The following is a 23098-nucleotide window of genomic DNA, read 5'->3' as shown; positions in this document are numbered from 1 at the left end:
CAATGGTCACGACAATGAATGCCAAGCCCGACACGTCCGCGGGGACACCAAACGCCAACCCGGATCTAACCGACCTGTTACTGCGGAACGAATTGGATGCTGCTAGAAGCCGTATCGCGTCGCTCCAGATCGAGCTTGCACAAGCGCGCGACAGCGTCGTCGAATCGGCAGCCATGCAAAACGAGCTAATCAAGCTCAAAGTTGAACTTCGCGAATTGCGCGCGTCGACCTCTTGGCGAATTACTTCGCCGCTACGATACGCGACGACTTTAGTCATTGCTGTACGTCTCGCTGTTCAAACAGTTCAACGAAGCATCAAGACGCGTGGCGGCATCGTTGGCACATTTGCGTATTACGCTGAGACTGTGCGTCGTGAAGGCATACCCGGAGTGCGTGCACGTCTGGCTCGACTACGCACTGGTGCAGGCTTTGCCGACGGACCGCCGTCTGACGAGGTTTACCATGACTGGATAGAGCGCAACGACACGATAACAAGTAAGGAGCGCGAGCGCGCGCAAGCGATCCAGGCTGGCTTCGACCGTCGGCCGTTGATCTCGATCGTCGTTCCCACTTATAACAGCGACGAGAGATTCCTGTCAGAGATGATTCAGTCAGTACGAGATCAGATCTACCCGAACTGGGAACTCTGTATCGCTGACGACGCTTCGCCGATGCCTCATGTGAAGCGACTCCTCGATCTCGCCGCGGCTGAAGATTCGCGAATTAAGGTTGTATTCAGAGAAGCAAACGGCCACATATCCGAAGCCAGCAATAGTGCTCTTGCGCTTGCCTCCGGGGAGTACGTTGCGCTGCTGGATCATGACGATCTCCTTCCACCGCAGGCGCTGTTTATTGTCGCTCGCTATATCAACATGCACCCGGGTGGCCGCATGTTCTACAGCGATGAAGACAAACTAACCGCTGAAGGGAAGCGAACCACGCCTTATTTCAAAAGCGATTGGAACCCGGAAATGTTCCTGACGCAAAACATGTTTTCCCATCTAGGTGTCTTCGAAACAGCACTGATTCGGGAGGCTGGCGGGTTCAGGAAGGGGTTTGAAGGTAGCCAAGATTACGACCTGGCGATCCGCTGTATGGAACTGGTCGGGCACGACAAGGTGGTCCACATACCGCACGTGCTATATCACTGGCGTATTTCTCCTGGTAGCACGGCTGGAAGTGGCAGTGAAAAGCCGTATGCGCTGATCGCAGCCATGCGCGCGGTCAAGGAGCACTTGCAGCGGTGCGGTATCGCGGCAACCGTTGAGCAACCGTTCGAACATCTCGCCACCCTAAGAATCAGGTACGCCCTGCCTAGCCCCGCACCACGGGTCTCCATCATTATTCCAACTCGCGATGGCGTCGACCTGCTTCGACAATGCATCGAGAGCGTTGGCGAGAACACCATTTATCCCGACTACGAAATCATCGTGGTCGACAACGGCAGCGAAAAAGACGAAACGTTGAGGTACTTTGAAGACATAGGCCAGAAACCCAACATTCGCATTCTTCGGGACGATTCACCGTTTAATTTCTCGGCGCTGAATAATCACGCCGCGGCTGTGGCGACCGGCGAGTATCTTTGTCTGCTAAACAACGACATTGAGGTGATCTCGCCAGATTGGCTGAACGAAATGGTGGGGCTTGCCGCACAGCCCCGCAATGGCGCGGTGGGGGCCGCGCTCTGGTATCCGAACAACATGCTGCAGCATGGCGGCGTCATCATCGGCTTGGGCGGCATCGCGGGCCATATGCATCATATGATGAAGCGCGGACATTTTGGCTACTTCGGGCGCGCAGTCGCGACGCAAAATCTGTCTGCTGTCACTGCGGCTTGTCTCGTCATTCGCAAGTCGATTTACGATGAAGTAGGCGGACTCGACGAACGACTCGCGGTCGCATTTAACGACGTGGATTTTTGTTTACGGGTACGGGAAGCGGGATACCGAAATGTTTGGACGCCATACGCGCAGTTGTATCACCACGAATCGGCGACGCGCGGGTCAGATATGGATCCCGATAAGTATGATCGATTCGTCAAGGAAGTCCGGTGGATGGAAAGTCGTTGGGCCGGCAAGCTTGATCTCGACCCAGCCTACAATCCGAATCTCTCACTGAGCACTCAGGTGCTGCCGTTCACTCTGGCCGATCCGCCTCGCCTGCCTATCCTCGATTAATCGAAGTCCGCGGGTGCTGCCCCTTCAAAGAGCCGGCACCCTCTCTGCAGTCTGCGGCCTCGCCTCATCTCTGCCGGTAAGCCCCCAGTCGCCCGCGGCAACCGTCCCGAATGCCACGCCAAACCATCGCCAAATGTTCCTTGCGCTGCGAGGGGAAAAAACAGTAGATCAGCACACGCACCGGCAACTTGACGAGCTCAGTCGTCTTCCAGGTCATGGGCATTGATGAGCGTTTCATCAACGCGATCACATTGCGGAACTGGTAGTAATGGCGTAACGGGCCGTGCATCGGATACGAGCGCCCCAATACCTTCACAGGCTCGCCGCCTAGTTCGTGACTCATTCGCACCCAAGGCACACCAAGCACGCGAAAGCCTCTCGTCTTCGCGCGCACACACCACTCAAGATCGACGAAGTCAATAAAGAGCGCATCGTCCATCGGACCGATGCTAGACCACCAGCGAAGATTTATGCACGAGCCGGAGGAAATCAGGAAGTCGACATCAATAGGTTGTTCACCCTCCGGGGTGACACGCTCCAGCTTCCACCACTTAAAACGCACAAACGGCGCGACACCGCGCAGACGCGGATCATCATAGGCTGGCCCCGCCAGCGCCACCTTCTCGCCAGCCTCGTTGGCGCGAGCAATGACCATCGGCAGCTCGGTCAGCAGCGATGCCGGCGGCTCACTGTCCTGGTCAAAAAGAATCGCGATATCGAAGTCCGCCCGAATCAGCGCCTCAACGCCCTGATTTATCGCTGTGGCTATGCCGACGTTTTCGCCGTTGGCCACGTACTCGATCGCCCCCGACAATCCCAATTCGGCCGCCGTCCCCACCGAACCGGTATTGTCGACAACAACACAATGCATCGACCGGGCAAGGCGGTTAGCCCGTGCGACGCACGCCTCATCCGGGTTGTAGAAAACAACAACCGCGCCCGTGCGCGGCGTGCAAGCTTCGCTACTCAACGCGCCGCCATCGACAAACCCAACGCTTCACGCCAGTCGGGTGCCCGCACGCCGAACGTGTCGGCCAGCTTCTCATTCGACATTCGCGAATTGCCAGGCCGCGCAGCAGGTGTCGGATATGCAGAAGCCTGGATTGGCTTTACCAAAGGCTTTTTCGCCAGATCCGAAAACTCGAAGATGGCTTCGGCAAAACCATGCCATGACGTCACGCCGGACGCCGTCAGATGATAGATGCCGGAATGTCGCTGCCACCAGTCGCCCTCGCGCACGACCGGAGCCTGCGCCAGCACGTTCGCGCTTAACGCGGCAATGGTGTTCGCCCAGGTCGGCGCGCCGAATTGATCCGCCACCACGCTCAGCTCATCGCGGTCGGCGCCAAGACGCAGCATCGTCAACAGGAAGTTCTTGCCGCGCGTGCCGTACACCCAACTCGTGCGAAAAATCAGATGCGCGCAACCCGAAGCAGCAATCGCCTGTTCGCCTGCAAGTTTGCTCTTGCCGTAGACATTCTGCGGATTGACCGCATCCGTTTCGACATACGCACCACTCTTGGTGCCGTCAAATACATAGTCCGTCGAATAGTGAACCAGAGCGGCCCCTAGACGCTTGGCTTCCTCGGCCAGCACACCAGGGGCTTCGGCGTTCAGACGTAATGCCGCTTCCACGTCGGTTTCAGCCTTGTCGACCGCCGTATGCGCCGCCGGATTGACGATGAGGCCGGGTTTCACCTCCCGTACGACGCGTCGCACCTGCTTCAGATCGCCAAGATCCAACCGATCGCGATCCAGCGCGACCACCTTGCCCAAACCTTGCAGACTGCGCGCCAGTTCGAAACCCACTTGACCGGTCACACCGGTCAGCAGGATGGTTTGGTCCTCACGTTTCGTCATTAAGGCCCCTCATGCGAAGACGTCAGCATCGGCGAGGCGCTTGGCCGCCGCGTCTTTCGCAGCCAGCAGCGGCTCGGCGTCGATCGGCCATTCAATACCGATCTGCGGATCGTTCCAGACGATGCTGCGCTCGTGCTCGGGATACCAGTAGTCGGTCGTTTTGTAGAGGAACTGCGCGGACTCGGACAGCACCACGAAACCGTGCGCAAAACCAGGTGGGACCCACAACTGCCGATGGTTGTCGACCGACAGAACCACGCCCGCCCACTTGCCGAAATTCGGCGAACTCTTGCGGATGTCGACAGCGACGTCGAACACTTCACCTTCGACGACGCGCACGAGCTTGCCCTGCGCATTCTGGACCTGGTAGTGCAGTCCGCGCAGCACGCCCTTCGCAGAGCGCGAATGGTTGTCCTGCACGAACTCGACGCCCGGCTCGACCTGCTCGGCGAATTCCTTCGCATTAAAGCTCTCGAAGAAAAAGCCTCTCGCGTCGCCGAACACTTTGGGCTCGATGATCTTGACTTCAGGCAGCGCGGTTGCGGTTACTTGGATGGCCATGCCACTTGGTCCGTAAGAAGGTTTTGTAGATACTTGCCGTAAGCGTTCTTCGCGAGCGGTCTGGCGAGCGCCTGCAACTGCTCGCCGTCGATCCACTGCTGCCGGTAAGCGATTTCCTCCGGACACGCGACCACCAGACCCTGGCGCTTCTGCAGCGTGGCGATGAAGGTCGCGGCTTCGATCAGCGAATCATGTGTACCGGTATCGAGCCACGCGAAACCACGGCCCATGATCTCGACATTGAGCGCGGCGTTGGCGAGATATCGCGAATTGACGTCCGTGATTTCGAGCTCGCCACGCGACGACGGCTTGATGTCCGCCGCAATGTCGCAGACCTGCCTGTCGTAGAAGTACAGACCCGTGACCGCATAGTTCGAACGCGGCTTGACCGGCTTCTCTTCGATCGACAGCGCGCGGAACTGCCTGTCGAATTCGACCACGCCATAGCGTTCAGGATCGTGCACGTGGTACGCGAAGACCGTGGCGCCGTCGGCCTTCTCGTTGGCGCGCTCCAGTTGCTTCGCGAGATCGTGGCCATAGAAAATGTTGTCGCCGAGAATCAGCGCCGACGGATCGTTGCCCACAAAATCCCGGCCGATGATAAACGCCTGCGCGAGCCCATCCGGCGAAGGCTGAACCGCGTACTGGATATTCATGCCCCACTGGCTGCCGTCACCCAGCATCGCTTCGAAGCGCGGCGTATCCTGCGGCGTGGAGATGATCAGCACGTCGCGAATGCCCGCCACCATCAGCGTGGACAGCGGGTAGTAGATCATCGGCTTGTCGTAGACCGGCAGCAGCTGCTTGGAAACCACGTGCGTGATCGGATACAGGCGGGTGCCCGAACCGCCCGCGAGAATAATGCCTTTGCGCGCCATTGCCGTGCCCTTACGCGCGCTGCGCGTAGTTGGTCTCAACCCACTTGCGATAGTCGCCGGAGGCGACCTCGTCCGACCATTCCTGATTGTCCAGATACCACTGGACCGTTTTCGCGAGACCCGTTTCGAACGTCTCCGCCGGCTTCCAGCCGAGTTCGCGTTCGAGCTTGCGCGCGTCGATTGCATAACGGCGGTCGTGGCCCGGACGATCCTTCACATACGTGATCTGGTCGCGGTACGACGCGCCTGCCTTCGGACGCAACTGATCGAGCAGGTCGCACAGCGTGTGGACCACGTCGAGGTTCTTCTTCTCGTTCCAGCCGCCGATGTTGTACGTCTCACCCGGCGTGCCGCGCGCGAGCACTTCGCGGATCGCGCTGCAATGGTCGCCGACATACAGCCAGTCGCGCACGTTCTGACCGTCGCCATACACCGGCAGCGGCTTGCCGCCGAGCGCGTTGGCGATCATCAGCGGAATCAGTTTTTCGGGAAACTGGTAGGGACCGTAGTTGTTCGAGCAGTTCGTAGTGAGCACCGGCAGACCATACGTATGATGGTAGGCGCGCACCAGATGATCGGAACCTGCCTTCGTAGCCGAGTAGGGACTGTTCGGCGCGTACGGCGTGGTCTCGGAGAATTGCGGATCGGTCGCGGACAGCGAGCCGAATACTTCGTCGGTGGAAACGTGCAGAAAGCGGAACGCGGCCTTGTCGGCCTCGCCGAGCGCAGTCCAGTACTGACGGGCCGCTTCCAGCAGCGTGAAGGTGCCCACCACGTTCGTTTGCACGAAATCAGCCGGGCCATGAATCGAACGGTCCACGTGGCTCTCGGCTGCGAAATGCAATACGGCACGCGGCTTGTGCTCCGCGAAGAGCGCGTCGAGCGCGGCGCGATCGCAGATATCCGCGCGCACGAAAATGTGCTTCGGATTGTTTTGTTGCGACTTGAGCGTACCCAGATTGCCGGCGTACGTCAGCTTGTCCACGTTCAGTACCGCTTCGTCCGACGCATTGAGCCAGTCGAGCACGAAATTGGCGCCGATAAAACCGGCGCCGCCCGTTACCAGAATCATGAAATTCCCTTCCAGATGATGGTGGCAGGTCAAAGTAAATGGACCAACCTGCTACCACGCGTTGTGGTGTCGTAATCTTGTCGACGCCCGCCGCCGCCCCGCGCTCTGCGGACGGACGCTCAAACGCCAATCTTATGAAGCCCCGATTATAAAGCCGCCCAAGGCAAAAACTAGAACCCTAACAACTTGAAACAGCTTGACAAGTTTGGTTTCCATCAGTTAATTCGGCCGTCACTTTCATGTCGCATGTCGCCGTGAGCGGTCGCAAGCATGATGGAGCGCCGCGCCGATGAAACGGCTAGCGGTCTGATTCAGCGTCATGCACCGGGCAAAACGGGAGCAAACGCCGCATACGTCTGATCAAATCAGCCTGCAATGCGATGCTTTGTGATTGTTTATACGCGAACGAAAAGTCGCGCGTCACCATGCCCCAAATAGATGGCGGATCGCCGCGCCAATGCGGCCGATTATGCCGCCAGCATCCAGCGCAACGTATCCATGAACGGAATCGCCTCGACTTTCGGCACGAGCGTGCGCAGCTTGGCGGGCGAACCGGCCAGCATCTTCACATCGGTTTGCCGCACGAAGGCGGGATTGATCTGAATCTCGAGTTCATGCCCGGTCAGATCGCTCGCCGCGGAAAGGATTTCGCGCAATGTAAAGGGCGTGCCGGTGCAGACATTGACGGTTTCCGACGCGGCCTCGGAATCGAGCAGGGCTTCATAAGCGCTTGCCACGTAGCGCACGTCGGAGAAGTCGCGCGCTACGTCGATATTGCCGAGTTCGATCGACGGTTCGCGGCGCGCAAAGTGCTCGACGATCTTGGGCACGAGGAAGTTGGATGCCTGCCCGCGGCCGGTATAGTTGAACGGCCGCACGATCAGGATCGGCAGGCGGTCGAACCACGTTCGCACCATCGTTTCCATCGCCGCCTTGCTGGCGGCGTAGTGATTGACCGGCGTGACCGGAAAGCTCTCGTCGATCGCCGCGCTCGTCACGTTGCCGTACACGTTCGCGCTGCTCGCGATCAACAGCTTGCGCGGCGTATGACCGACAGCGGCGCACGCCTCCAGCAGATTCAGCGTGCCGATCACGTTGACGCGGTAAAAGTCGAGCGGATCGTTATGGCCTACGAAGCTGATCGCAGCGAGGTGGACGATGTAGTCGGGCCGCGCGATCTCGATCACGCGCCGGCAGGCGTCCGGCGACGTGATGTCGAGCCGCAGGCGCGTCGGCGTTTCCGCCTCGTCGCGCCCTGCAACCGTTTCGATCACGGTGTGGCCGCGCCCGAGCAGGTTGTCGACCAGATAGCGGCCAGTGAAGCCGCTCGCCCCGGTGACGAGCGTACGAATAGGTTGCTCTGCATGAAAAGACGACATGCTTTCTCCGTTCATGAAAGTCATCCTGTTGTGTCGCAATATCTTGGGCGCCCCGCGCCAGGCCGCTTGCCAGCGGCGCCTTGACCCGATACCAAGCCTTCAAACGGGCTATTATGTCACGCTAATATGTTGCATTGCCCAACGCGGCACGCCGCGTGCGTAACAGCGTGTATCAAACCGCACTCATTTCCTCGATGACACCCGCCACTACGTCTCCCGCGCTTTCCGATCCGCCCCTACTCCCGCTCGCCTTCGGCGATCTGCAAGGCTGCCGCACGCCGTTCCAGCAACTGCTGGCCAAGGCCGCGCCGCCAGCCGGCACGCCGCTGTGGTTCGCGGGCGACCTGATCAACCGCGGCACGGAGTCGCTGGCCACGTTGCGCGACGTCATCGCGCTCGGCGAGCAGGCAGTGCCGGTGCTGGGCAATCACGATCTGCATCTGCTGTCGGTGTCGGCGGGGATTCGCAAGTCGAAGAAAGGCGACACGATCGACGAGATTCTCGCCGCGCCGGATTCCGCCGACCTGCTCGAATGGATCCGCCACCGTCCCATCGCGCACTTCGACAACGGCATGCTGATGGTCCACGCGGGCGTGCTGCCGCAGTGGGACGTGAATCTGACGCTCGAACTCGCCGACGAACTGCAGCGCGCCCTGCGTGCGCCGAACTGGAAGGAGACGCTCGCCGGTTTGTACGGCAATGAGCCGAACCGCTGGAAACCGGGGCTGAAAGGCATTGAGCGGCTGCGTGTGACGTGCAGCGCGTTGACGCGCATCCGCTTCTGCACCGCCGAAGGCACCATGGATTTCAGCAGCAGCGGCGGCCTGAATGCGGCGCCGCCGGGTTGCATGCCGTGGTTCGATGTCCCATCGCGCAAGACCGCCGATGTGACCGTGGTGTTCGGTCATTGGGCCGCGCTCGGGCTGATTCTGCGTGACAACCTGGTCGGCCTCGATTCAGGCTGCGTGTGGGGCGAACAATTGTCCGCCGTGCGTCTCGCGCAACAGCCCGCGGAGCGTACGCTGACACAGGTGGAGTGCGAGAACTGCCGCGCTGCGGCAGGCGGCAATTAACCCGCCACGGCGATCCGGTCACATGTCGGGATCGACCGTAGGCCGAATTTCAGGCCGAACGCCCTGACCGGTCGACCTGATCGGCCGGTTCTTCAACCGGTTCTTCAATCAGCTTTGCCGCTGCGGCGGACGTAGCGGGCCGCTCCGCCATCACCGCGCCCGTCGTCGCGACGCCGCTTTGCATCTCCCGCAATGCGGCCGCGATCACGCCTTCCGCTTCCGCCGCCAATGTGCGCCGGTCGGCGCCCGGCGCGAGCGGTGCGCAGACATAGATATGCGCGGTGAGCGGTCCGCCGCTCAGCAGCAAATTCAGCGAATCGGCGAGCGACAGATCGTCGATATAGGCCGGCGCGGTGGATTGCCGGCCCTGCGCGTCCTCATACATCATGCACAGCGGCTGCACCGGCGCCGACGCCGACACGGCCGCCTGAAACATGTTCGCGTGAAACGGCAGCAGCCCAAGCCCATTGGAGGTGGTGCCTTCGGGGAACACGCACATCAGTTCGCCCGCGCTTAGGCGGTCGGACAGTTCATGCATGATCCGCCTGGCGTCGCTGCGCTTTTCGCGCTGAATGAACACCGTGTCCAGTTGCTGCGCGAGCCAGCCGACCACCGGCCATTGCCGGATCTCGGCCTTCGAGACAAACGGCGTGGGCCGCCACGCGTTGATCACATAGATGTCGATCCACGAAATGTGGTTGGCGACCACCAGCGCGCCGCGATCGAGCCGCGCGCTGTCGTTATGCACGACGAGCCGCATACCGCACAGGCGCAGCATCTTCAGCGACCATTCGCGATTGAGCGAGTGACGCACCTCGGCGCTGGCTTTTGGAAAGCGCGTCGCCACGATCCACATGCCGTGCAGCAGATGAACAACGAGACGTGCCTTGCGTAACGCGAGCTTCATGGTCGGAGCGTTCCTGATTGGGCCAGTAAGGGTTGGCCTATGAGCGGGACAATGAGCGTAGCAACACCCCGGCTATCAACGCTGTTCGAATGCGACATGCCCGGACACGATGGTCGCACGCACGCGCGCCGGCAGTTCGTAACCGAGGAACGGCGTGTTATGCCCTTGGCTCTTCAGCGCACGCGGCTCGACGCGCCAATGCGCGTTGCGGTCGAACACGCAGAGATCGGCCACGCCGCCCACGGCGATACGGCCAGCCGCGGCCAGTTTGAGCACGTTGGCGGGTGCCGTGGTGATACGGTTCAGCGCCTTCGCGAGCGGCACGCGTGCCTCATCGGCCCACTTCACCGTCAGCGACAGGAACAGCTCCAGCCCGGTCGCACCGGGCGTAGCCTCGGCAAACGGCAGCAGCTTTTCGTCGTCGTCGACTGGCGTGTGGTCGGAGCAGATCGCGTCGATCGTGCCGTCGACCAGGCCCGCGCGAATCGCCTCGCGATCGCGCTGTTGACGCAGCGGCGGATCGAGCCGGAACTGCGCGTCGAAATAGCCGACATCGAGGTCGATCAGATGCACGTGATTCACGGTGACGTCGCACGAGACCGGCAAGCCCTCAGCCTTTGCCGCGCGCATCAGCGCAATGCCCGCCGCCGACGACACGTGCGACAGATGCACCCGCGCGCCTGTCACGCGCACCAGTTCGAAAATGGTATGCAACGCGATGGTCTCCGCCGACACCGGCACGCCCGAGAGCCCCAGCCGCGACGCCAGCGCGCCGCTCGCGGCCACGCCGCCTTTGCCGAGATAGGCGTCAACCGGACGCAGCCACACGGTATAGCCGTAGGTATTCGCGTATTGCAGCGCGCGCATCAGCACCTGCGTATCGACCACCGGCACGTCGGCCTGCGAAAAGCCGATGCAGCCCGCTTCGGTCAACTCGACCATCTCCGTGATGACCTGCCCCTTGAGACCGACCGTCAGCGCGCCGAGCGGATACACATGCGCCTGGTCCAGATTGCGCGCACGGAACTTGAGCATTTCGACGAGGCCCGGTTCATCGAGCGTCGGATCGGTGTCCGGCGGGCAGACGAGGCTCGTCACGCCGCCCGCGAGCGCGGCGGCCATTTCGGATTCAAGCGTCGCCTTGTGTTCGTAGCCCGGCTCGCGCAACCGCGCCGATAGGTCGACCAGACCCGGCGCGACGCAGAGGCCTTGGGCGTCGATCGTCTTCTCCGGGTGGAAATCCGCGGGCGCGTTGCCGATGGCGGCGATCTTGCCCGCTGCGATAAAAATGTCCTGCTGCTGTTCGGTGCCCGCTACCGGATCGATCAGCGTGCCGCCTTGAATATGAATCTTCATGCGCTGCCTTATATTCAGCTGAGTTCAGCTAATTCCGCGTTACGTGTCGCGGGTTCGTACTGTCCGTAAGTGACGCGGCTCCGCATCTGCGGAATCAATCGTGATTGCCCGCGACAATTCCCATCACCGCCATGCGCACCGCGATACCGAAAGTCACCTGATTCAGAATCACCGATTGCGGACCGTCGGCCACTTGCGAATCGATTTCGACGCCGCGATTCATCGGGCCCGGGTGCATCACGATCGCGTCGGGCGCGGCGAGCGCGAGACGCTCCGGCGTCAAGCCCCAGCTCTTGAAATACTCCTGCGCCGACGGCAGCAACGCGCCGCTCATCCGTTCGTTCTGCAGACGCAGCATGATGATCACGTCGACGTCTTTCAGGCCTTCGTCGAGGTTGTGAAACACGCGTACGCCCATCTGTTCGAGGCCGCCCGGCAACAGCGTGCGCGGCCCGATCGCGCGCACTTCCGGCACGCCGAGCGTGGTCAGCGCGTGAATGTCCGAGCGCGCGACGCGCGAGTGCAGAATGTCGCCGACGATCGCCACGCGCAGCTTCGTGAAGTCCTTCTTGTAGTGGCGGATGGTGTACATGTCGAGCAGCCCCTGCGTGGGGTGCGCATGACGGCCGTCGCCGGCATTGATCACGTGCACGTGCGGCGCGCAATGCTGGGCGATCAGATACGGCGCGCCGCTCGATGCATGGCGCACGACGAACATATCGGCATGCATCGCCGAGAGGTTGTTGATCGTGTCGAGCAGCGACTCGCCCTTGCTGGTCGACGACGCGTTGATGTTCAGATTCAGCACGTCCGCCGACAGACGCGTCGCGGCGATCTCGAAGGTGGTGCGGGTGCGCGTCGAGTTCTCGAAGAACAGATTGAACACCGACTTGCCGCGCAACAGCGGCACCTTCTTCACTTCGCGATCGGTCACGCTGACGAACTGATCGGCGGTGTCGAGAATGTGATTGACGATCGCCTTCGGCAAGCCCTCGATCGACAACAGATGTTTGAGCTCGCCGTTCTTCGTGAGCTGCGGGTTGCCCTTGAGGAAGCCATAACGGAAGCGCTCGGTGGCGCTGTCGGCGGAATCCTTGGGAGCCTGGATGGCGGTGGTCATGATTTACCTGCTTCAAATACGGACTTCGACGTGATCGGTGTCGATGCGGACCGCGTGTGACGATGCCGGGCCGGCTTTCGCGCGTTTAGCTGCGGCGAACGGCTCGATAAATCTCTCTTGCGTGGCCTGTGATGGCTCGATGCCATGCGCCGATTGCGACGGAACCGCGGCGCGCCTCGCACATCGTGCCCTGTTCAATCGACGCGTGCTTCGGTGTGAAAAGTGAAACGCTGCGCGGATGCGCCGCCTGCTTCGTCGCGTTCCGTGCGGGCCAGCACGAGCGTGGCGTCGGAGGGAATGTCCACCACGCCGCCGACAAAGCGTGCCGCAACCGGCAATTCACGTCCACCGCGATCGGCCAGCACCGCCAGTTCAACTGATGCCGGGCGGCCGTAGTCGTACAGCTCGTTGAGCGCCGCGCGAATCGTGCGGCCGGTGTAGAGAACGTCGTCGACCAGCACGATACGGCGGCCGTCGACCGAAAACGGCAGCGAGGTCGGGCTTGCCTGCGAGTGCAGCCCTTTTTTCGCGTAATCGTCGCGATGCAGCGCGACGTTCACTACGCCGAAACTCGGCAGGTTCAGGTCGCGCGCCAGCCGTTCGGCAAGCCACGCGCCGCCGCTGTAGATGCCGGCCAGCACGGCGCCCTCGGCGCCGTCTTTTCCGGCGCCGAGCTGGTCGCCATACACCGCGCGAATCTGCTCGAGCAACGCGCGATAAAGCGCTTCGGCGTCAATGGAACTCATGATCGTCGGAAAGTCCGTCTAGATATTGCTGGAGGATGATGCTGGCGGCTTCGGCGTCGAGCATGTCGGCGCGGCCATTGCCGGCGCGGATTTCCGCCTTCGCCTCGACCGACGAATAGCGTTCGTCGATCCACGTGACGGGCAGATTGAAGCGGCCATTCAGCTGGTTGCCGAAGCGCTTCGCGAGTTGCGTCATTTCGTGCGGCGTGCCGTCCGGATGCAATGGCAAACCGACCACGAGCGCGTTCGGTTTCCATTCGGCGATCAGCTTGCCGACTGCCTCGAACCGATATTCGCGGCTGCGGTTCTGCACGATCACGAGCGGCCGCGCGCGACGCGTCAGCGAATTGCCGACCGCCACGCCGATGCGTTTTTCACCGTAGTCGAACGCAAGCAGCGTCGCCTCACGTCCGGCCGGCAGACTCATGCGTGACCCGCCTCGCCGGACAGCATCGACAGGTTGATGCCGAGAAGAGCCAACGCGGCTTCGAGACGTTCTTCGGCAGGTACGTCGAAGATGATTTTCGGGTCGGCTTCGACCGTCAGCCAACCGTTTTTCGAAATCTCTTCTTCGAGCTGACCCGCGCCCCAGCCGGCATGGCCGAGCGTGAGGAGGAAACGCTCGGGACCCGTACCGCTCGCCACGGCTTCGAGCACGTCTTTCGACGTGGTCATCTCGAGACCGCCCGGCACCGACATGGACGACGTGTACGCGTTGCCGTCTTTCGGATCGTGCAGCACGAAGCCGCGCTCGGTTTGCACCGGGCCGCCGAAATAAACGGGCACATGGAGAAGGGGTTCGATCTCGAGCTTGAGATCGATGCGACTGAAGAGCGCTTGCAGGTCGATATCGGTCGGCCGGTTGATCACGAGGCCGAGCGCACCGCGCTCGCTGTGATCGCAAAGGTAGACCACCGTTCCCGAAAACGTCGGATCCGCCATGTTCGGCATGGCGATCAGGAACTGGTTGGTCAGATTGATGCGATCGGTACTCTTGGACATAGTTCGGATTTTAGCAAAGACGATGCAGGATGGCGGGGCTTTGAGCGTGGGACCGCGATGTGTGCCATGAAGCGTGCCGCGAGCCATCGACGGCGGATCAAGTTGCACTCTATCACGCACGCGGGCGCTCGCCACCGTGCAGGTTCCCGCTGTGTCGCGGCACGCGTGTTGCGTGGCGTGCGGCCACGTCGCTTCACCGCGGCCAGTGACGACCCGGTGACAGACGGACCGGCGCGCCCCACGACCCGGTGCGCCGATGACTCACGCGCCGCCCTGCTCGATGGAGCGCGTCAACGCGGCCAGCGCAGTGCCGCCGCCGGGTGGCGCGACGCCCGCGGCGACCTTGTGCAGCGTGGCGCGCAAGGCTTCGGCGGCCTGCTCGAGCGTGCTCGCCGCCGGGGCGCCGACGATCACGTGCGCGCGTACCGCGGGCGTCGAGACGCCGGCATGCGCGCGACGGCGCCACGCTAGCCCCAGCGCATCGGCCAGCAGCGCCACGTGGCCGAGGCCCAGTGCGCACGCGGCGGAGCCGAGCCGGTAGGCGGCGTCGCCCGCCTGCAGCGCTTCGCTCGGATCGGCTTTCTCCGGCTGGTCGGCTGCACGGGCATGCTCGGTCAACGCGGAGATCGATGCGTCCGCCGTTTGCAGAAAATCTTCGTAGGCGTTCACATTCACGGCCAGCACGCCCAATTCGCGCGTCAATGCGCTACGGCTGGCGCTGATCGCCTGGGCCTGCACGGCGCCCGCTTCCCAAAGCATTTCAGACGCCTGGGTGCCCGCGACGTGCCAGTCGACCGTCAAGCCGTAGTCGTGCAGCACTTCCACCTGGTCGGCGTCTTCCGCGGCGGCGCCGAACAGCGCGTAGTCGCGCCACAGCAGCGCAAGCGTCGCGCGCACGAGTGAGCGCGGCGCAAGCTCGATGCCGCGCGCGTGATCGGCGAGCGCGAGGTTGCAACGGGCGTAAAAACGCCGCGCGTCGGTTTCGCCCGTGGCGCGGCCGCTGACCCGCAACGCCTTGGCGCAAGCCTTGGCGAGTCGCCAGAAATCGTAGGGGTCCGGGCCGGCGAGTTCGCCGAAGACAGCGTCCAGTTCGTCGAGCGCCGCGTTGGTGACGGCCAGCGCCGCCGCACTGCCGGTGTTGGCCTGCGAGCGCAGCACCGGCAGCAGCGCGCGTTCGTAGCGCGCGCGCAGATGCGCCAGTTGATCGGCGGGCTGCGTGTGCAGCGAGACCGGCGGCACCGGCCGGGCGGTCAACGCGAGATCTTCGAAGGCGATGGTGGAACCCGGTGTGTGCTCCGACAGATGCGTGCCAAGCGCCCGGTAATGATCGAACAGGACCGGCGAGCAGGACAGCTCGCGCAAGTTGTGACGCTCGAGCGCGGCGCGGAAGTCGCGCAACGCCGCGCCGAACACGGGGCGCGCGCTCAACGCGTCGACCGGGTCGCCTTCGACCAGCGGCGAAACCCGCACTAATGCGTCAGCGAAACGCTGAGCGCTCAGCCAGCCGGCCCCGCGCAATGCATGCGACGCACGCAGCAGCGCCGACGTGCTCTCGCTGTGCTGTTCGAACGCCAGCAGCGCTTCGGCCAGCGCAAGCTCGGCGGGGCGCACGGCGCCGCCGCGCGGATTCGGCAAGGCATCGAAGGAAACGGGTGCAGCGGATTGAGGAGTCATGGGCAGGCGACACGAAGCTGACGGGCCGTCGCCTCGCCGCACGCAGACTGATCGGCTAACGCGCGAACCGGCGACAGGACAATGACAGACTAACGTTGCGACACGGCGCGGCCGAGGACGTTCCGCGTCGACGCGTTGGGGCAAACTTCAGAACCTACCGTGTGCGTTCGATCCGGCGCGGCGCGCCGGCCGCGAAACATCATGCCAGCGCTACGCCGCGGGCATGCGGCACGGCCCGCAGCCGGCCTGCCGGCTGCTCCCGGACTTCAGATCTGGACCATCTCGAAGTCTTCCTTACGCGCGCCGCACTCCGGGCAGGTCCAGTTAATGGGGACGTCTTCCCAGCGCGTGCCCGGCGCAATGCCTTCGTCCGGCAAACCGGCTTCTTCGTCGTAAATCCAGCCGCAAATCAGGCACATCCAGCTTTGATATTCCATTCTTGTGTCGCGTCGTAGAGTCCGGGGAAACGGGAGCCATGATGGTACCGTGTTGCCGCCCCAATGCCTAGCAATCAGACACGCGCAATCGTAGGGTGCGACGGCCTTTGGCTATGCAGTTGCGTCGCCCCGCGCAGCGGTTGCGACGTCGTGCCGCGCGCCGGCCCCGCGCTTGCCGGCTGCGGCGCATCGCGAGATGCGAAAAAACGCCCTCGGGACGGTTTAGGCCGCATAATTGAGTCGATTGCGCACTCTCTGCGCCTAAATTTAGCTCCTTTCCGCAAATCTTCATGCCCAGCGACACGCCTCCGATCGTCCTCACCTTCGGCCTTTCCGATCCCACCGGCGGCTCCGGCCTGCAAGCCGACCTGATGACTCTTGCCAGCATGGGTTGCCATGGCGTCTCTGTGCTGACGGGCTACACCGTGCGCGACTCGGCGAGCTGCGACGAAGTCACCGGGCTCGACCCCGAAGTGGTCGCGACCCAGGCGCGGATGCTGCTCGAAGACATGCCGATCGCCGCGTTCAAGGTCGGCGCCTGCACCCGCGCGGAAGTGGTGAGCGCGATTGCCGAAGTCGTCGCCGATTACGACGACATTCCACTGATTCTCGCCCCCGATTTCACGCTCGACGACGAGCACGTGCTGTCCGCCGACGAACTGCGCGAAGCGATCGCCGACCTGCTCGCGCCGCAAACCACGTTGCTGGTCGCCGATTCGGCAACACTGCTCGCGCTCGCCCAACCGGACGGCGACGCCGAAGCGCCCAGTCTCGACGCCGCCATCTCGCATCTGCTGTCGCAAGGCTGCGAATACATTCTGTCTACGGAAACCGGCACGCACCGGCACGTCAATACGCTCTTCAGCGAAGACGGCCAGTTGCGTCAGGACATGTGGGACCGTGGCAGCCATCGGATCATGGGCTTGACGGATACGTTGGGCGCGGCGATCGCCGCGTTGCTCGCCAACGGCCAGGATCCCGCCGAGGCGGTGCGCGAGGCGCAGGAGTATTTGTACCAGGCCGTGCGCAATGCGTTCCGGCCGGGCATGGGGGCGTATATGCCCGACCGGTTCTTCTGGGCGCGCAGTGCCGACGATGAAACGCCGCCGGCAACCGGCAAGGACGCGGCGCCGGGCGAAGCGCGGCACTGAACTTCCTCCGAGGAGCGTCTGTACAACTGCCAAGCGGCTAGCAGGCTAGTCTGCGAAAAAACCCGCATTTCTGCGGTTTTTCCTTTCGAAACTCTGAGTTGCGGCCGCGCACCGTTTTTGGCGTCAACGCATGCTTGAACGTGTAATTAAAGGTTACAACGCGAGAGCCATCGGTGGGCTAGACTTACGTTTCGTAATTTTGTCATAATAGCGCGCGCCCTGCCCCGTTCAAGTTCTATTGCCCGTGGATGCTTCGGAAACCCTGCCCGCCACGAGCGTATATGTACTAGACCGCCGGCGAAAAGCAGCAATCACGCCACAGCGCGCACAATACGACTGAAATGGGGGAAACCACTATGGGATCGTCGCGCGTTTTGCTGCACCAATTTCACGGCGAAGTGACCGTTCGCGACAGAGCGCAAATATTCCGCCAAGAGCCGCTCACAATCTGGCTCACCGGTTTATCGGCAGCGGGAAAGTCAACCATCGCATTCCAACTCGAGCGACAACTCTTATCTTTGGGCCATGCGTGCTATGTGCTTGATGGCGACAATATTCGTCACGGCTTGGCGTGCGACCTAACTTTCGACAAAAGAGATCGACGCGAAAATATTCGCCGAGTGGCGCACGTAGCCCAATTAATGAACGACGCAGGTCTCATCGTCATCACAGCTCTTATCTCACCTATGTGCGAGGACAGAGCAATGGCGCGCGGCATTATTGGCACCGGCAAATTCATCGAAACCTATCTCTCCGCCTCTGTCGAAGCATGCGCGCGCCGTGACCCGAAAGGTCTCTATGCCAAAGCCCAAGCTGGAGAAATCGCTTCGTTTACCGGGGTATCGGCGCCCTATGAAGCCCCAGCGGATCCTGAGCTGAAAATAGATACCGCGATTCAGACACCGGCGGAGAGCGTCGCGAATATATTGGCCTATTTGCGTGAGAATGGTTTGGCGAATCCTGTTTAAGGAACGTATGCAAGATCGCCTCATCCCATAACTTCTTAAACTAAAAAAAACCCGCATTTCTGCGGGTTTTTTCGTTTGGGAAGCACGCCTTGCGGCGCACTTCCCCATGTGCTTCCAACTGAGCCTCCAGACGAGGCCCAATCGAATTACATGTCCATGCCCATGCCGCCCATGCCGCCGGGCATACCGCCGCCCATCGGAGCATCTTCCTTCGGCAGTTCGCAAACAGCTGCGTCGGTCGTCAACAGCAGGCCGGCGACCGAAGCTGCGTTTTGCAGCGCCGTGCGCGTTACCTTCGTCGGGTCGACAACACCAGCGTCGACCAGGTCGACGTATTCGCCGGTTGCCGCGTTGTAACCGTAGTTGCCTTGGCCAGCAGCAACAGCTGCCACCACGACGCTGGCTTCTTCGCCACCGTTCGTGACGATCTGGCGCAGCGGCTCTTCCATCGCGCGCAGCACGATCTTGATACCTGCGTCCTGATCGGCGTTAGCGCCCTTCAGGCCGGCGATTGCCGTACGTGCACGGATCAGCGCGACGCCGCCGCCAGCCACGATGCCTTCTTCCACAGCTGCGCGCGTTGCGTGCAGTGCGTCTTCGACACGTGCCTTCTTTTCCTTCATTTCGACTTCGGTCGCAGCGCCGACCTTGATCACCGCAACACCGCCTGCCAGCTTGGCAACGCGCTCTTGCAGCTTTTCACGGTCGTAGTCCGACGTTGCTTCTTCGATTTGCGTGCGAACCTGCTTCACACGTGCTTCGATGGTGGCTGCTTCGCCAGCGCCGTCGATGATCGTGGTGTTTTCCTTGCCCACTTCGATACGCTTCGCTTGACCCAGTTCAGCCAGCGTTGCCTTTTCGAGCGTCAGGCCGGTTTCTTCAGCGATGACCTGACCGCCGGTCAGGATCGCGATGTCTTCCAGCATGGCCTTACGACGATCGCCGAAGCCCGGAGCCTTGACAGCAACAGTCTTCAGGATGCCGCGGATGTTGTTCACCACCAGCGTAGCCAGCGCTTCGCCTTCGACATCTTCCGCGATGATCAGCAGCGGACGGCCAGCCTTGGCGACCTGTTCCAGTACCGGCAGCAGATCACGGATGTTCGACACCTTCTTGTCGTGCAGCAGCACGAACGGGTTTTCGAGCACGGCGACTTGCTTGTCCGGGTTGTTGATGAAGTACGGCGACAGGTAGCCGCGGTCGAATTGCATACCTTCGACCACGTCCAGCTCGTCTTGCAGCGACTTGCCGTCTTCAACCGTGATGACGCCTTCCTTGCCGACCTTGTCCATTGCTTCAGCGATACGATCGCCGATCGACGAGTCGCTGTTTGCCGAAATCGCGCCGACTTGTGCGATTTCCTTGTTGGTCGTGCACGGCTTGCTGATCTTGCGCAGTTCTTCGATCGCGGCCGTCACAGCCTTGTCGATACCGCGCTTCAGGTCCATCGGGTTCATGCCCGATGCAACGTACTTCATGCCTTCGCGGACGATCGACTGAGCCAGGACCGTTGCGGTCGTGGTGCCGTCACCTGCGTTGTCGCTGGTCTTGGAAGCCACTTCCTTGACCATTTGCGCGCCCATGTTCTGGAGCTTGTCCTTCAGTTCGATCTCTTTCGCGACCGACACACCGTCCTTCGTGACCGTCGGGCCGCCGAAGCTGCGTTCCAGGACAACGTTGCGACCCTTCGGGCCCAGCGTGACCTTCACAGCGTTCGCGAGGATATTCACGCCTTCAACCATCTTGGCACGGGCGGAATCACCGAATACGACGTCTTTAGCTGCCATCTTCTAACTCCTTGAATTCTTTAAGATACGACCGGGAAAAGCAGCGACTCGTCGCTTACTTCTGCACCACGGCCATGATGTCTTCTTCGCGCATCACGAGCAGTTCGTTGCCGTCGACCTTAACGGTCTGGCCTGCGTATTTACCGAACAGAACGCGGTCACCCACCTTCACGTCGAGCGCGATTGCCGCGCCCTTGTCGTCACGCTTGCCCGGGCCGACTGCCAGAATTTCGCCTTGATCCGGCTTTTCTGCTGCGGCTTCGGGGATCACGATGCCCGACGCGGTCTTGGTTTCTTGATCCAGACGTTTGACGATCACGCGATCATGCAAAGGACGAAGGTTCATACATACTCCTCTCTTGATTGAGACTGAAGAACGCTGAGAAAACCCGGCTGGCGGAGCCAACCGGCGATGTTGTTAGCACTCTCGTGCAGCGAGTGCTAATTATATGGACGGGTGGTGACAAATTCAAGAAGGGATGGTGCGGTTATCAAGATTCGTGTCGAGATTCGCTTAAGTTTGAACTTTGTCCGCTTAGGTTTGAACTCGCGACTTGCGTCCGCACACCGCTAGGGCTCGCACTTCCCATAAAAAACAACGAGTTAGAACCTGAGCCGCCGTATGCACGGGTTGTGCACGCTGCTACGAAACCTAGCCGTTTCTGACGAAGCCGCCTCGCAAAACCTAGTGGTCAACATTCGTTCGAGGGTAAACCCCCAGAAAGGATCGCCCCCTTCCGCCATGGTCTGGGAATTCGAAAAACACCGTGCGGCCCGCGACCCTATCGCTCTCGTCGTGCAACCGCTCTGGATTCAGATGCTCGATCAATCCACCACTTGGCCATGCGATAACGACGGCGTAAAGGAATCGCTGTACAAGCCCGCTTCACTACCTCTTCCATAGCGGCTTCAAACGATTCACCAGCATCACGCTTCCCCGTTGAGCTGGGCAAACTCACTGTTGCCACAAGTTCAGACAGCTGGGAAAGATTGTGGCCGCGCCTTTCATTCATGTGCGTCACCAGTTCGTCATCGCTCGATGGCAGAATCTCGAGGCCGAAATTGAGAGGTCGGTCGAGCAGTAAAACGCGTGGCCGTTCCGGAGACCGTCAATGATTGATCCCTTGAGGAGTCAATCCGTGAGTCGGCTTCGTACATCGCGGCCGTTGACAGACAACGCTCTTGGCTTTTCCCAGAGCGGACATTGAATCACTTGTCGCCAGTCGAATTGTTGACGAAGAATTTCTGACTAAACATACTCTCCCGCGTTTTCAACGGAGAGCCCAGTGACGAGTGTTCACATCGACGTACTACCGCGGGAAATTTCAACGGCACGCCTGAAACTTGTGCCGGCATGTGAGCAGTTCACGCATGAGTTGCGGGAATACGCCATTGAAAATCGCGCTCACCTACAGCCTTGGGAACCGCTTCGAGACGAAAGCTTCTTCGACGCTGAATCCGTTTGCCAACGGCTGTCGACAATGGCGCATAACAACAGCTCGGGAGTCGCGGTGCATCTCCTTCTCATTCCGTTGGGAACCGGCGAAATAGTCGGTGATTGCAACTTCACGAACATCGTGCGCGGGCCCTTTCAGGCATGTCATCTTGGATTTTCGCTTGCAAAGCGGTTTGAAGGGCAAGGCCTCATGCGCGAAGCATTGACGTCTGCCATTACTTATATCTTTGACGAAATTGGGTTGCACAGAATAATGGCGAATTTTAGGCCCGAAAATTTTCGTAGTGAACAACTATTAAAACGGCTCGGGTTTGAGCGTGAAGGCTTGGCTCGATCCTATCTAAGGATCAATGGGGTATGGGCCGACCACGTGCTCACATCGCTAATCAACCAAATTCCAGAACGTTAAACAGTCTTGCAGCCTTCGCTCCGACCTTTCGATTTCCGCAGGCTTAGAGCACGCGGTGCGGTCAGGGGTCCCGGTCGCCGGCTCACGCGTTCGGAACATCCGCCAAGGTCCGAATCCGCTTTCCCATCTCGAACGCGCGAATCTCGTAGCCAAGTTCCTGATACAAATTGACCGCCTGTTCGTTAAATTCCCAAACGGCTAGTCTGATGTCCGTCGCACCTTGGTTCCGTGCCCACTCTTCCGCGAGTTTGATAAGAGAGCTGCCGACCCCGCGTCCTCTGATTTGTTCTAAGACTGCGACGGAGCCGATGCGACCAGCGACGGTCGGCTGCAATAACGGGCTTATCGGCTTCACCACCTGAATCGTAATGAAGCCGACGGCTTTGCTGCCAAGCTCAGCAAGGAACGTTGCTCGATCTTCTCCTTGCAGGCTGGAGAGCCAGTGCGGTTTGTCCCGGCCGAATTCTGTGGTGGCATCTGCGTAGATGTCGGGGCGTGCCAAGTGGTGGCCCGCATTCAAGATTTGACCCAATTCGCAGATTGTCAAAACATCTTCGATAGTCGCGCGTCGATAGCTTATCGGCAGGGTCATCGTCAGCTCTTAGGGGAGAAATAAAAAAGGCGCCTTAGGCGCCTTGGTCGTTGCACATGGAGTTTGACCGATGAGGTCGAATTCGATGCTGAGGACGTAACGAACCGCGGCGCAAAAGTTTGCGACCGTGACAATGACGAGACCGAATCGATACGTTACGGAGTTCCATGTGGCCGATATTGGCATATTAAATTCAATTTGTGAACTGACCGACGTGGTTCGGCGGCCGGGCTGACTTCCAGGGGGAGGCGAAACGAGCGCCGCCCGCTATGGCGAATTGTCGATGATCGACACACGGTAGCCGACCGACGTTTCCTGGCCGAACTCTCCCCGATCCCGACGCGTGCGAGAACTTTCAAACTGCATATCGCGCGGAGCACCGCAACCAACCCAATCCGGCCAGTCGAATCACGAAAGGAACGGCAGTTAGGAGGCTCGAAAGAAACGCCCGACGCTTCCCATCTTCGCGATCGCGTCCATTCAAAGCCATCGA

General features: G+C 60.9%; 22 protein-coding genes. 5 read left to right on the top strand and 17 right to left on the bottom strand.

Annotated features, from left to right (window positions below):
• The first annotated feature begins 2 nt into the window (after window positions 1-2).
• Window positions 3-2177 carry a glycosyltransferase gene (locus B0G80_RS19960; protein WP_116119119.1) on the top strand — a complete coding sequence of 725 codons (2175 nt, stop codon included), beginning with the start codon at window positions 3-5 and terminating at the stop codon, window positions 2175-2177.
• A gap of 64 nt (window positions 2178-2241) precedes the next feature.
• On the opposite strand, the gene B0G80_RS19955 is transcribed toward B0G80_RS19960, so the two are convergent.
• From B0G80_RS19955 to B0G80_RS19930, 6 genes are all read right to left on the bottom strand, one after another.
• Window positions 2242-3147, bottom strand: coding sequence for a glycosyltransferase family 2 protein (locus B0G80_RS19955; protein ID WP_116119118.1), 906 nt, complete (start codon window positions 3145-3147; stop codon window positions 2242-2244).
• The gene (gene rfbD, locus B0G80_RS19950) at window positions 3144-4037 is read right to left on the bottom strand and encodes a dTDP-4-dehydrorhamnose reductase (protein ID WP_116119117.1); all 894 of its coding nucleotides are present in this window, start codon (window positions 4035-4037) and stop codon (window positions 3144-3146) included. Before rfbD ends, B0G80_RS19955 begins: the two co-directional genes overlap by 4 nt.
• Before the next feature lie 9 nt (window positions 4038-4046).
• Window positions 4047-4598 (bottom strand): dTDP-4-dehydrorhamnose 3,5-epimerase, encoded by a 552-nt coding sequence (gene rfbC / locus B0G80_RS19945; protein ID WP_116119116.1) that lies wholly within the window; start codon window positions 4596-4598, stop codon window positions 4047-4049.
• A complete protein-coding gene (gene rfbA, locus B0G80_RS19940) occupies window positions 4583-5476 on the bottom strand; it encodes a glucose-1-phosphate thymidylyltransferase RfbA (protein ID WP_116119115.1) in 894 nt (297 codons plus the stop codon). Before rfbA ends, rfbC begins: the two co-directional genes overlap by 16 nt.
• 10 nt (window positions 5477-5486) lie before the next feature.
• Window positions 5487-6548 (bottom strand): dTDP-glucose 4,6-dehydratase, encoded by a 1062-nt coding sequence (gene rfbB / locus B0G80_RS19935; RefSeq protein ID WP_116119114.1) that lies wholly within the window; start codon window positions 6546-6548, stop codon window positions 5487-5489.
• A 467-nt stretch (window positions 6549-7015) separates the two neighbouring features.
• Window positions 7016-7927: a GDP-mannose 4,6-dehydratase gene (locus tag B0G80_RS19930; protein ID WP_106286140.1), complete on the bottom strand. Its 912-nt coding sequence runs from the start codon at window positions 7925-7927 to the stop codon at window positions 7016-7018.
• 194 nt (window positions 7928-8121) lie between these two features.
• On the opposite strand from B0G80_RS19930, the gene B0G80_RS19925 reads away from it, so the two are divergent.
• Window positions 8122-9000 (top strand): symmetrical bis(5'-nucleosyl)-tetraphosphatase, encoded by an 879-nt coding sequence (locus B0G80_RS19925; RefSeq protein ID WP_116119781.1) that lies wholly within the window; start codon window positions 8122-8124, stop codon window positions 8998-9000.
• Between the two features lie 49 nt (window positions 9001-9049).
• On the opposite strand, the gene B0G80_RS19920 is transcribed toward B0G80_RS19925, so the two are convergent.
• From B0G80_RS19920 to B0G80_RS19885, 8 genes are all read right to left on the bottom strand, one after another.
• Window positions 9050-9907, bottom strand: a complete 858-nt coding sequence (locus B0G80_RS19920) for a 1-acyl-sn-glycerol-3-phosphate acyltransferase (RefSeq protein WP_116119113.1) — start codon at window positions 9905-9907, stop codon at window positions 9050-9052.
• Between the two features lie 75 nt (window positions 9908-9982).
• The gene (locus tag B0G80_RS19915) at window positions 9983-11263 is read right to left on the bottom strand and encodes a dihydroorotase (protein WP_116119112.1); all 1281 of its coding nucleotides are present in this window, start codon (window positions 11261-11263) and stop codon (window positions 9983-9985) included.
• A 94-nt stretch (window positions 11264-11357) separates the two neighbouring features.
• Window positions 11358-12383: an aspartate carbamoyltransferase catalytic subunit gene (locus B0G80_RS19910; protein ID WP_116119111.1), complete on the bottom strand. Its 1026-nt coding sequence runs from the start codon at window positions 12381-12383 to the stop codon at window positions 11358-11360.
• A gap of 194 nt (window positions 12384-12577) precedes the next feature.
• A complete protein-coding gene (pyrR, locus tag B0G80_RS19905; RefSeq protein WP_116119110.1) occupies window positions 12578-13129 on the bottom strand; it encodes a bifunctional pyr operon transcriptional regulator/uracil phosphoribosyltransferase PyrR in 552 nt (183 codons plus the stop codon).
• Window positions 13116-13556 (bottom strand): Holliday junction resolvase RuvX, encoded by a 441-nt coding sequence (gene ruvX / locus B0G80_RS19900; protein ID WP_116119109.1) that lies wholly within the window; start codon window positions 13554-13556, stop codon window positions 13116-13118. Before ruvX ends, pyrR begins: the two co-directional genes overlap by 14 nt.
• On the bottom strand, window positions 13553-14131 hold the full coding sequence (locus tag B0G80_RS19895; RefSeq protein ID WP_106286116.1) for a YqgE/AlgH family protein: 579 nt from the start codon (window positions 14129-14131) through the stop codon (window positions 13553-13555). Before B0G80_RS19895 ends, ruvX begins: the two co-directional genes overlap by 4 nt.
• 261 nt (window positions 14132-14392) lie before the next feature.
• Window positions 14393-15805 carry a hypothetical protein gene (locus tag B0G80_RS19890; RefSeq protein WP_116119108.1) on the bottom strand — a complete coding sequence of 471 codons (1413 nt, stop codon included), beginning with the start codon at window positions 15803-15805 and terminating at the stop codon, window positions 14393-14395.
• A gap of 266 nt (window positions 15806-16071) precedes the next feature.
• Window positions 16072-16242, bottom strand: a complete 171-nt coding sequence (locus B0G80_RS19885) for a rubredoxin (protein ID WP_006047743.1) — start codon at window positions 16240-16242, stop codon at window positions 16072-16074.
• A 290-nt stretch (window positions 16243-16532) separates the two neighbouring features.
• Between B0G80_RS19885 and B0G80_RS19880 the strand changes: the two genes are divergently transcribed.
• Together B0G80_RS19880 and cysC are read left to right on the top strand one after the other, a co-directional pair.
• Window positions 16533-17393, top strand: coding sequence for a hydroxymethylpyrimidine/phosphomethylpyrimidine kinase (locus B0G80_RS19880; protein WP_116119107.1), 861 nt, complete (start codon window positions 16533-16535; stop codon window positions 17391-17393).
• A gap of 356 nt (window positions 17394-17749) precedes the next feature.
• Window positions 17750-18361, top strand: coding sequence for an adenylyl-sulfate kinase (cysC, locus tag B0G80_RS19875; protein ID WP_116119779.1), 612 nt, complete (start codon window positions 17750-17752; stop codon window positions 18359-18361).
• A 146-nt stretch (window positions 18362-18507) separates the two neighbouring features.
• Here cysC and groL read toward each other — a convergent pair whose 3' ends face one another.
• Window positions 18508-20148 carry a chaperonin GroEL gene (gene groL / locus B0G80_RS19870; RefSeq protein ID WP_106286119.1) on the bottom strand — a complete coding sequence of 547 codons (1641 nt, stop codon included), beginning with the start codon at window positions 20146-20148 and terminating at the stop codon, window positions 18508-18510.
• Between the two features lie 55 nt (window positions 20149-20203).
• Complete coding sequence (groES, locus tag B0G80_RS19865) at window positions 20204-20494, bottom strand: co-chaperone GroES (RefSeq protein WP_008923887.1); 291 nt, start codon at window positions 20492-20494, stop codon at window positions 20204-20206.
• Window positions 20495-21434: 940 nt separating this feature from the next.
• On the opposite strand from groES, the gene B0G80_RS19860 reads away from it, so the two are divergent.
• Window positions 21435-22013, top strand: a complete 579-nt coding sequence (locus B0G80_RS19860; protein ID WP_116119106.1) for a GNAT family N-acetyltransferase — start codon at window positions 21435-21437, stop codon at window positions 22011-22013.
• Between the two features lie 82 nt (window positions 22014-22095).
• On the opposite strand, the gene B0G80_RS19855 is transcribed toward B0G80_RS19860, so the two are convergent.
• Entirely contained in the window at window positions 22096-22605 is a 510-nt protein-coding gene (locus B0G80_RS19855; RefSeq protein WP_116119105.1) for a GNAT family N-acetyltransferase, read from the bottom strand.
• Between the last annotated feature and the right edge of the window lie 493 nt (window positions 22606-23098).

The organism is Paraburkholderia sp. BL6669N2 (genome assembly GCF_003387275.1).
Lineage (GTDB): Bacteria > Pseudomonadota > Gammaproteobacteria > Burkholderiales > Burkholderiaceae > Paraburkholderia.
This window is presented reverse-complemented; position numbering and strand designations above follow the sequence as displayed.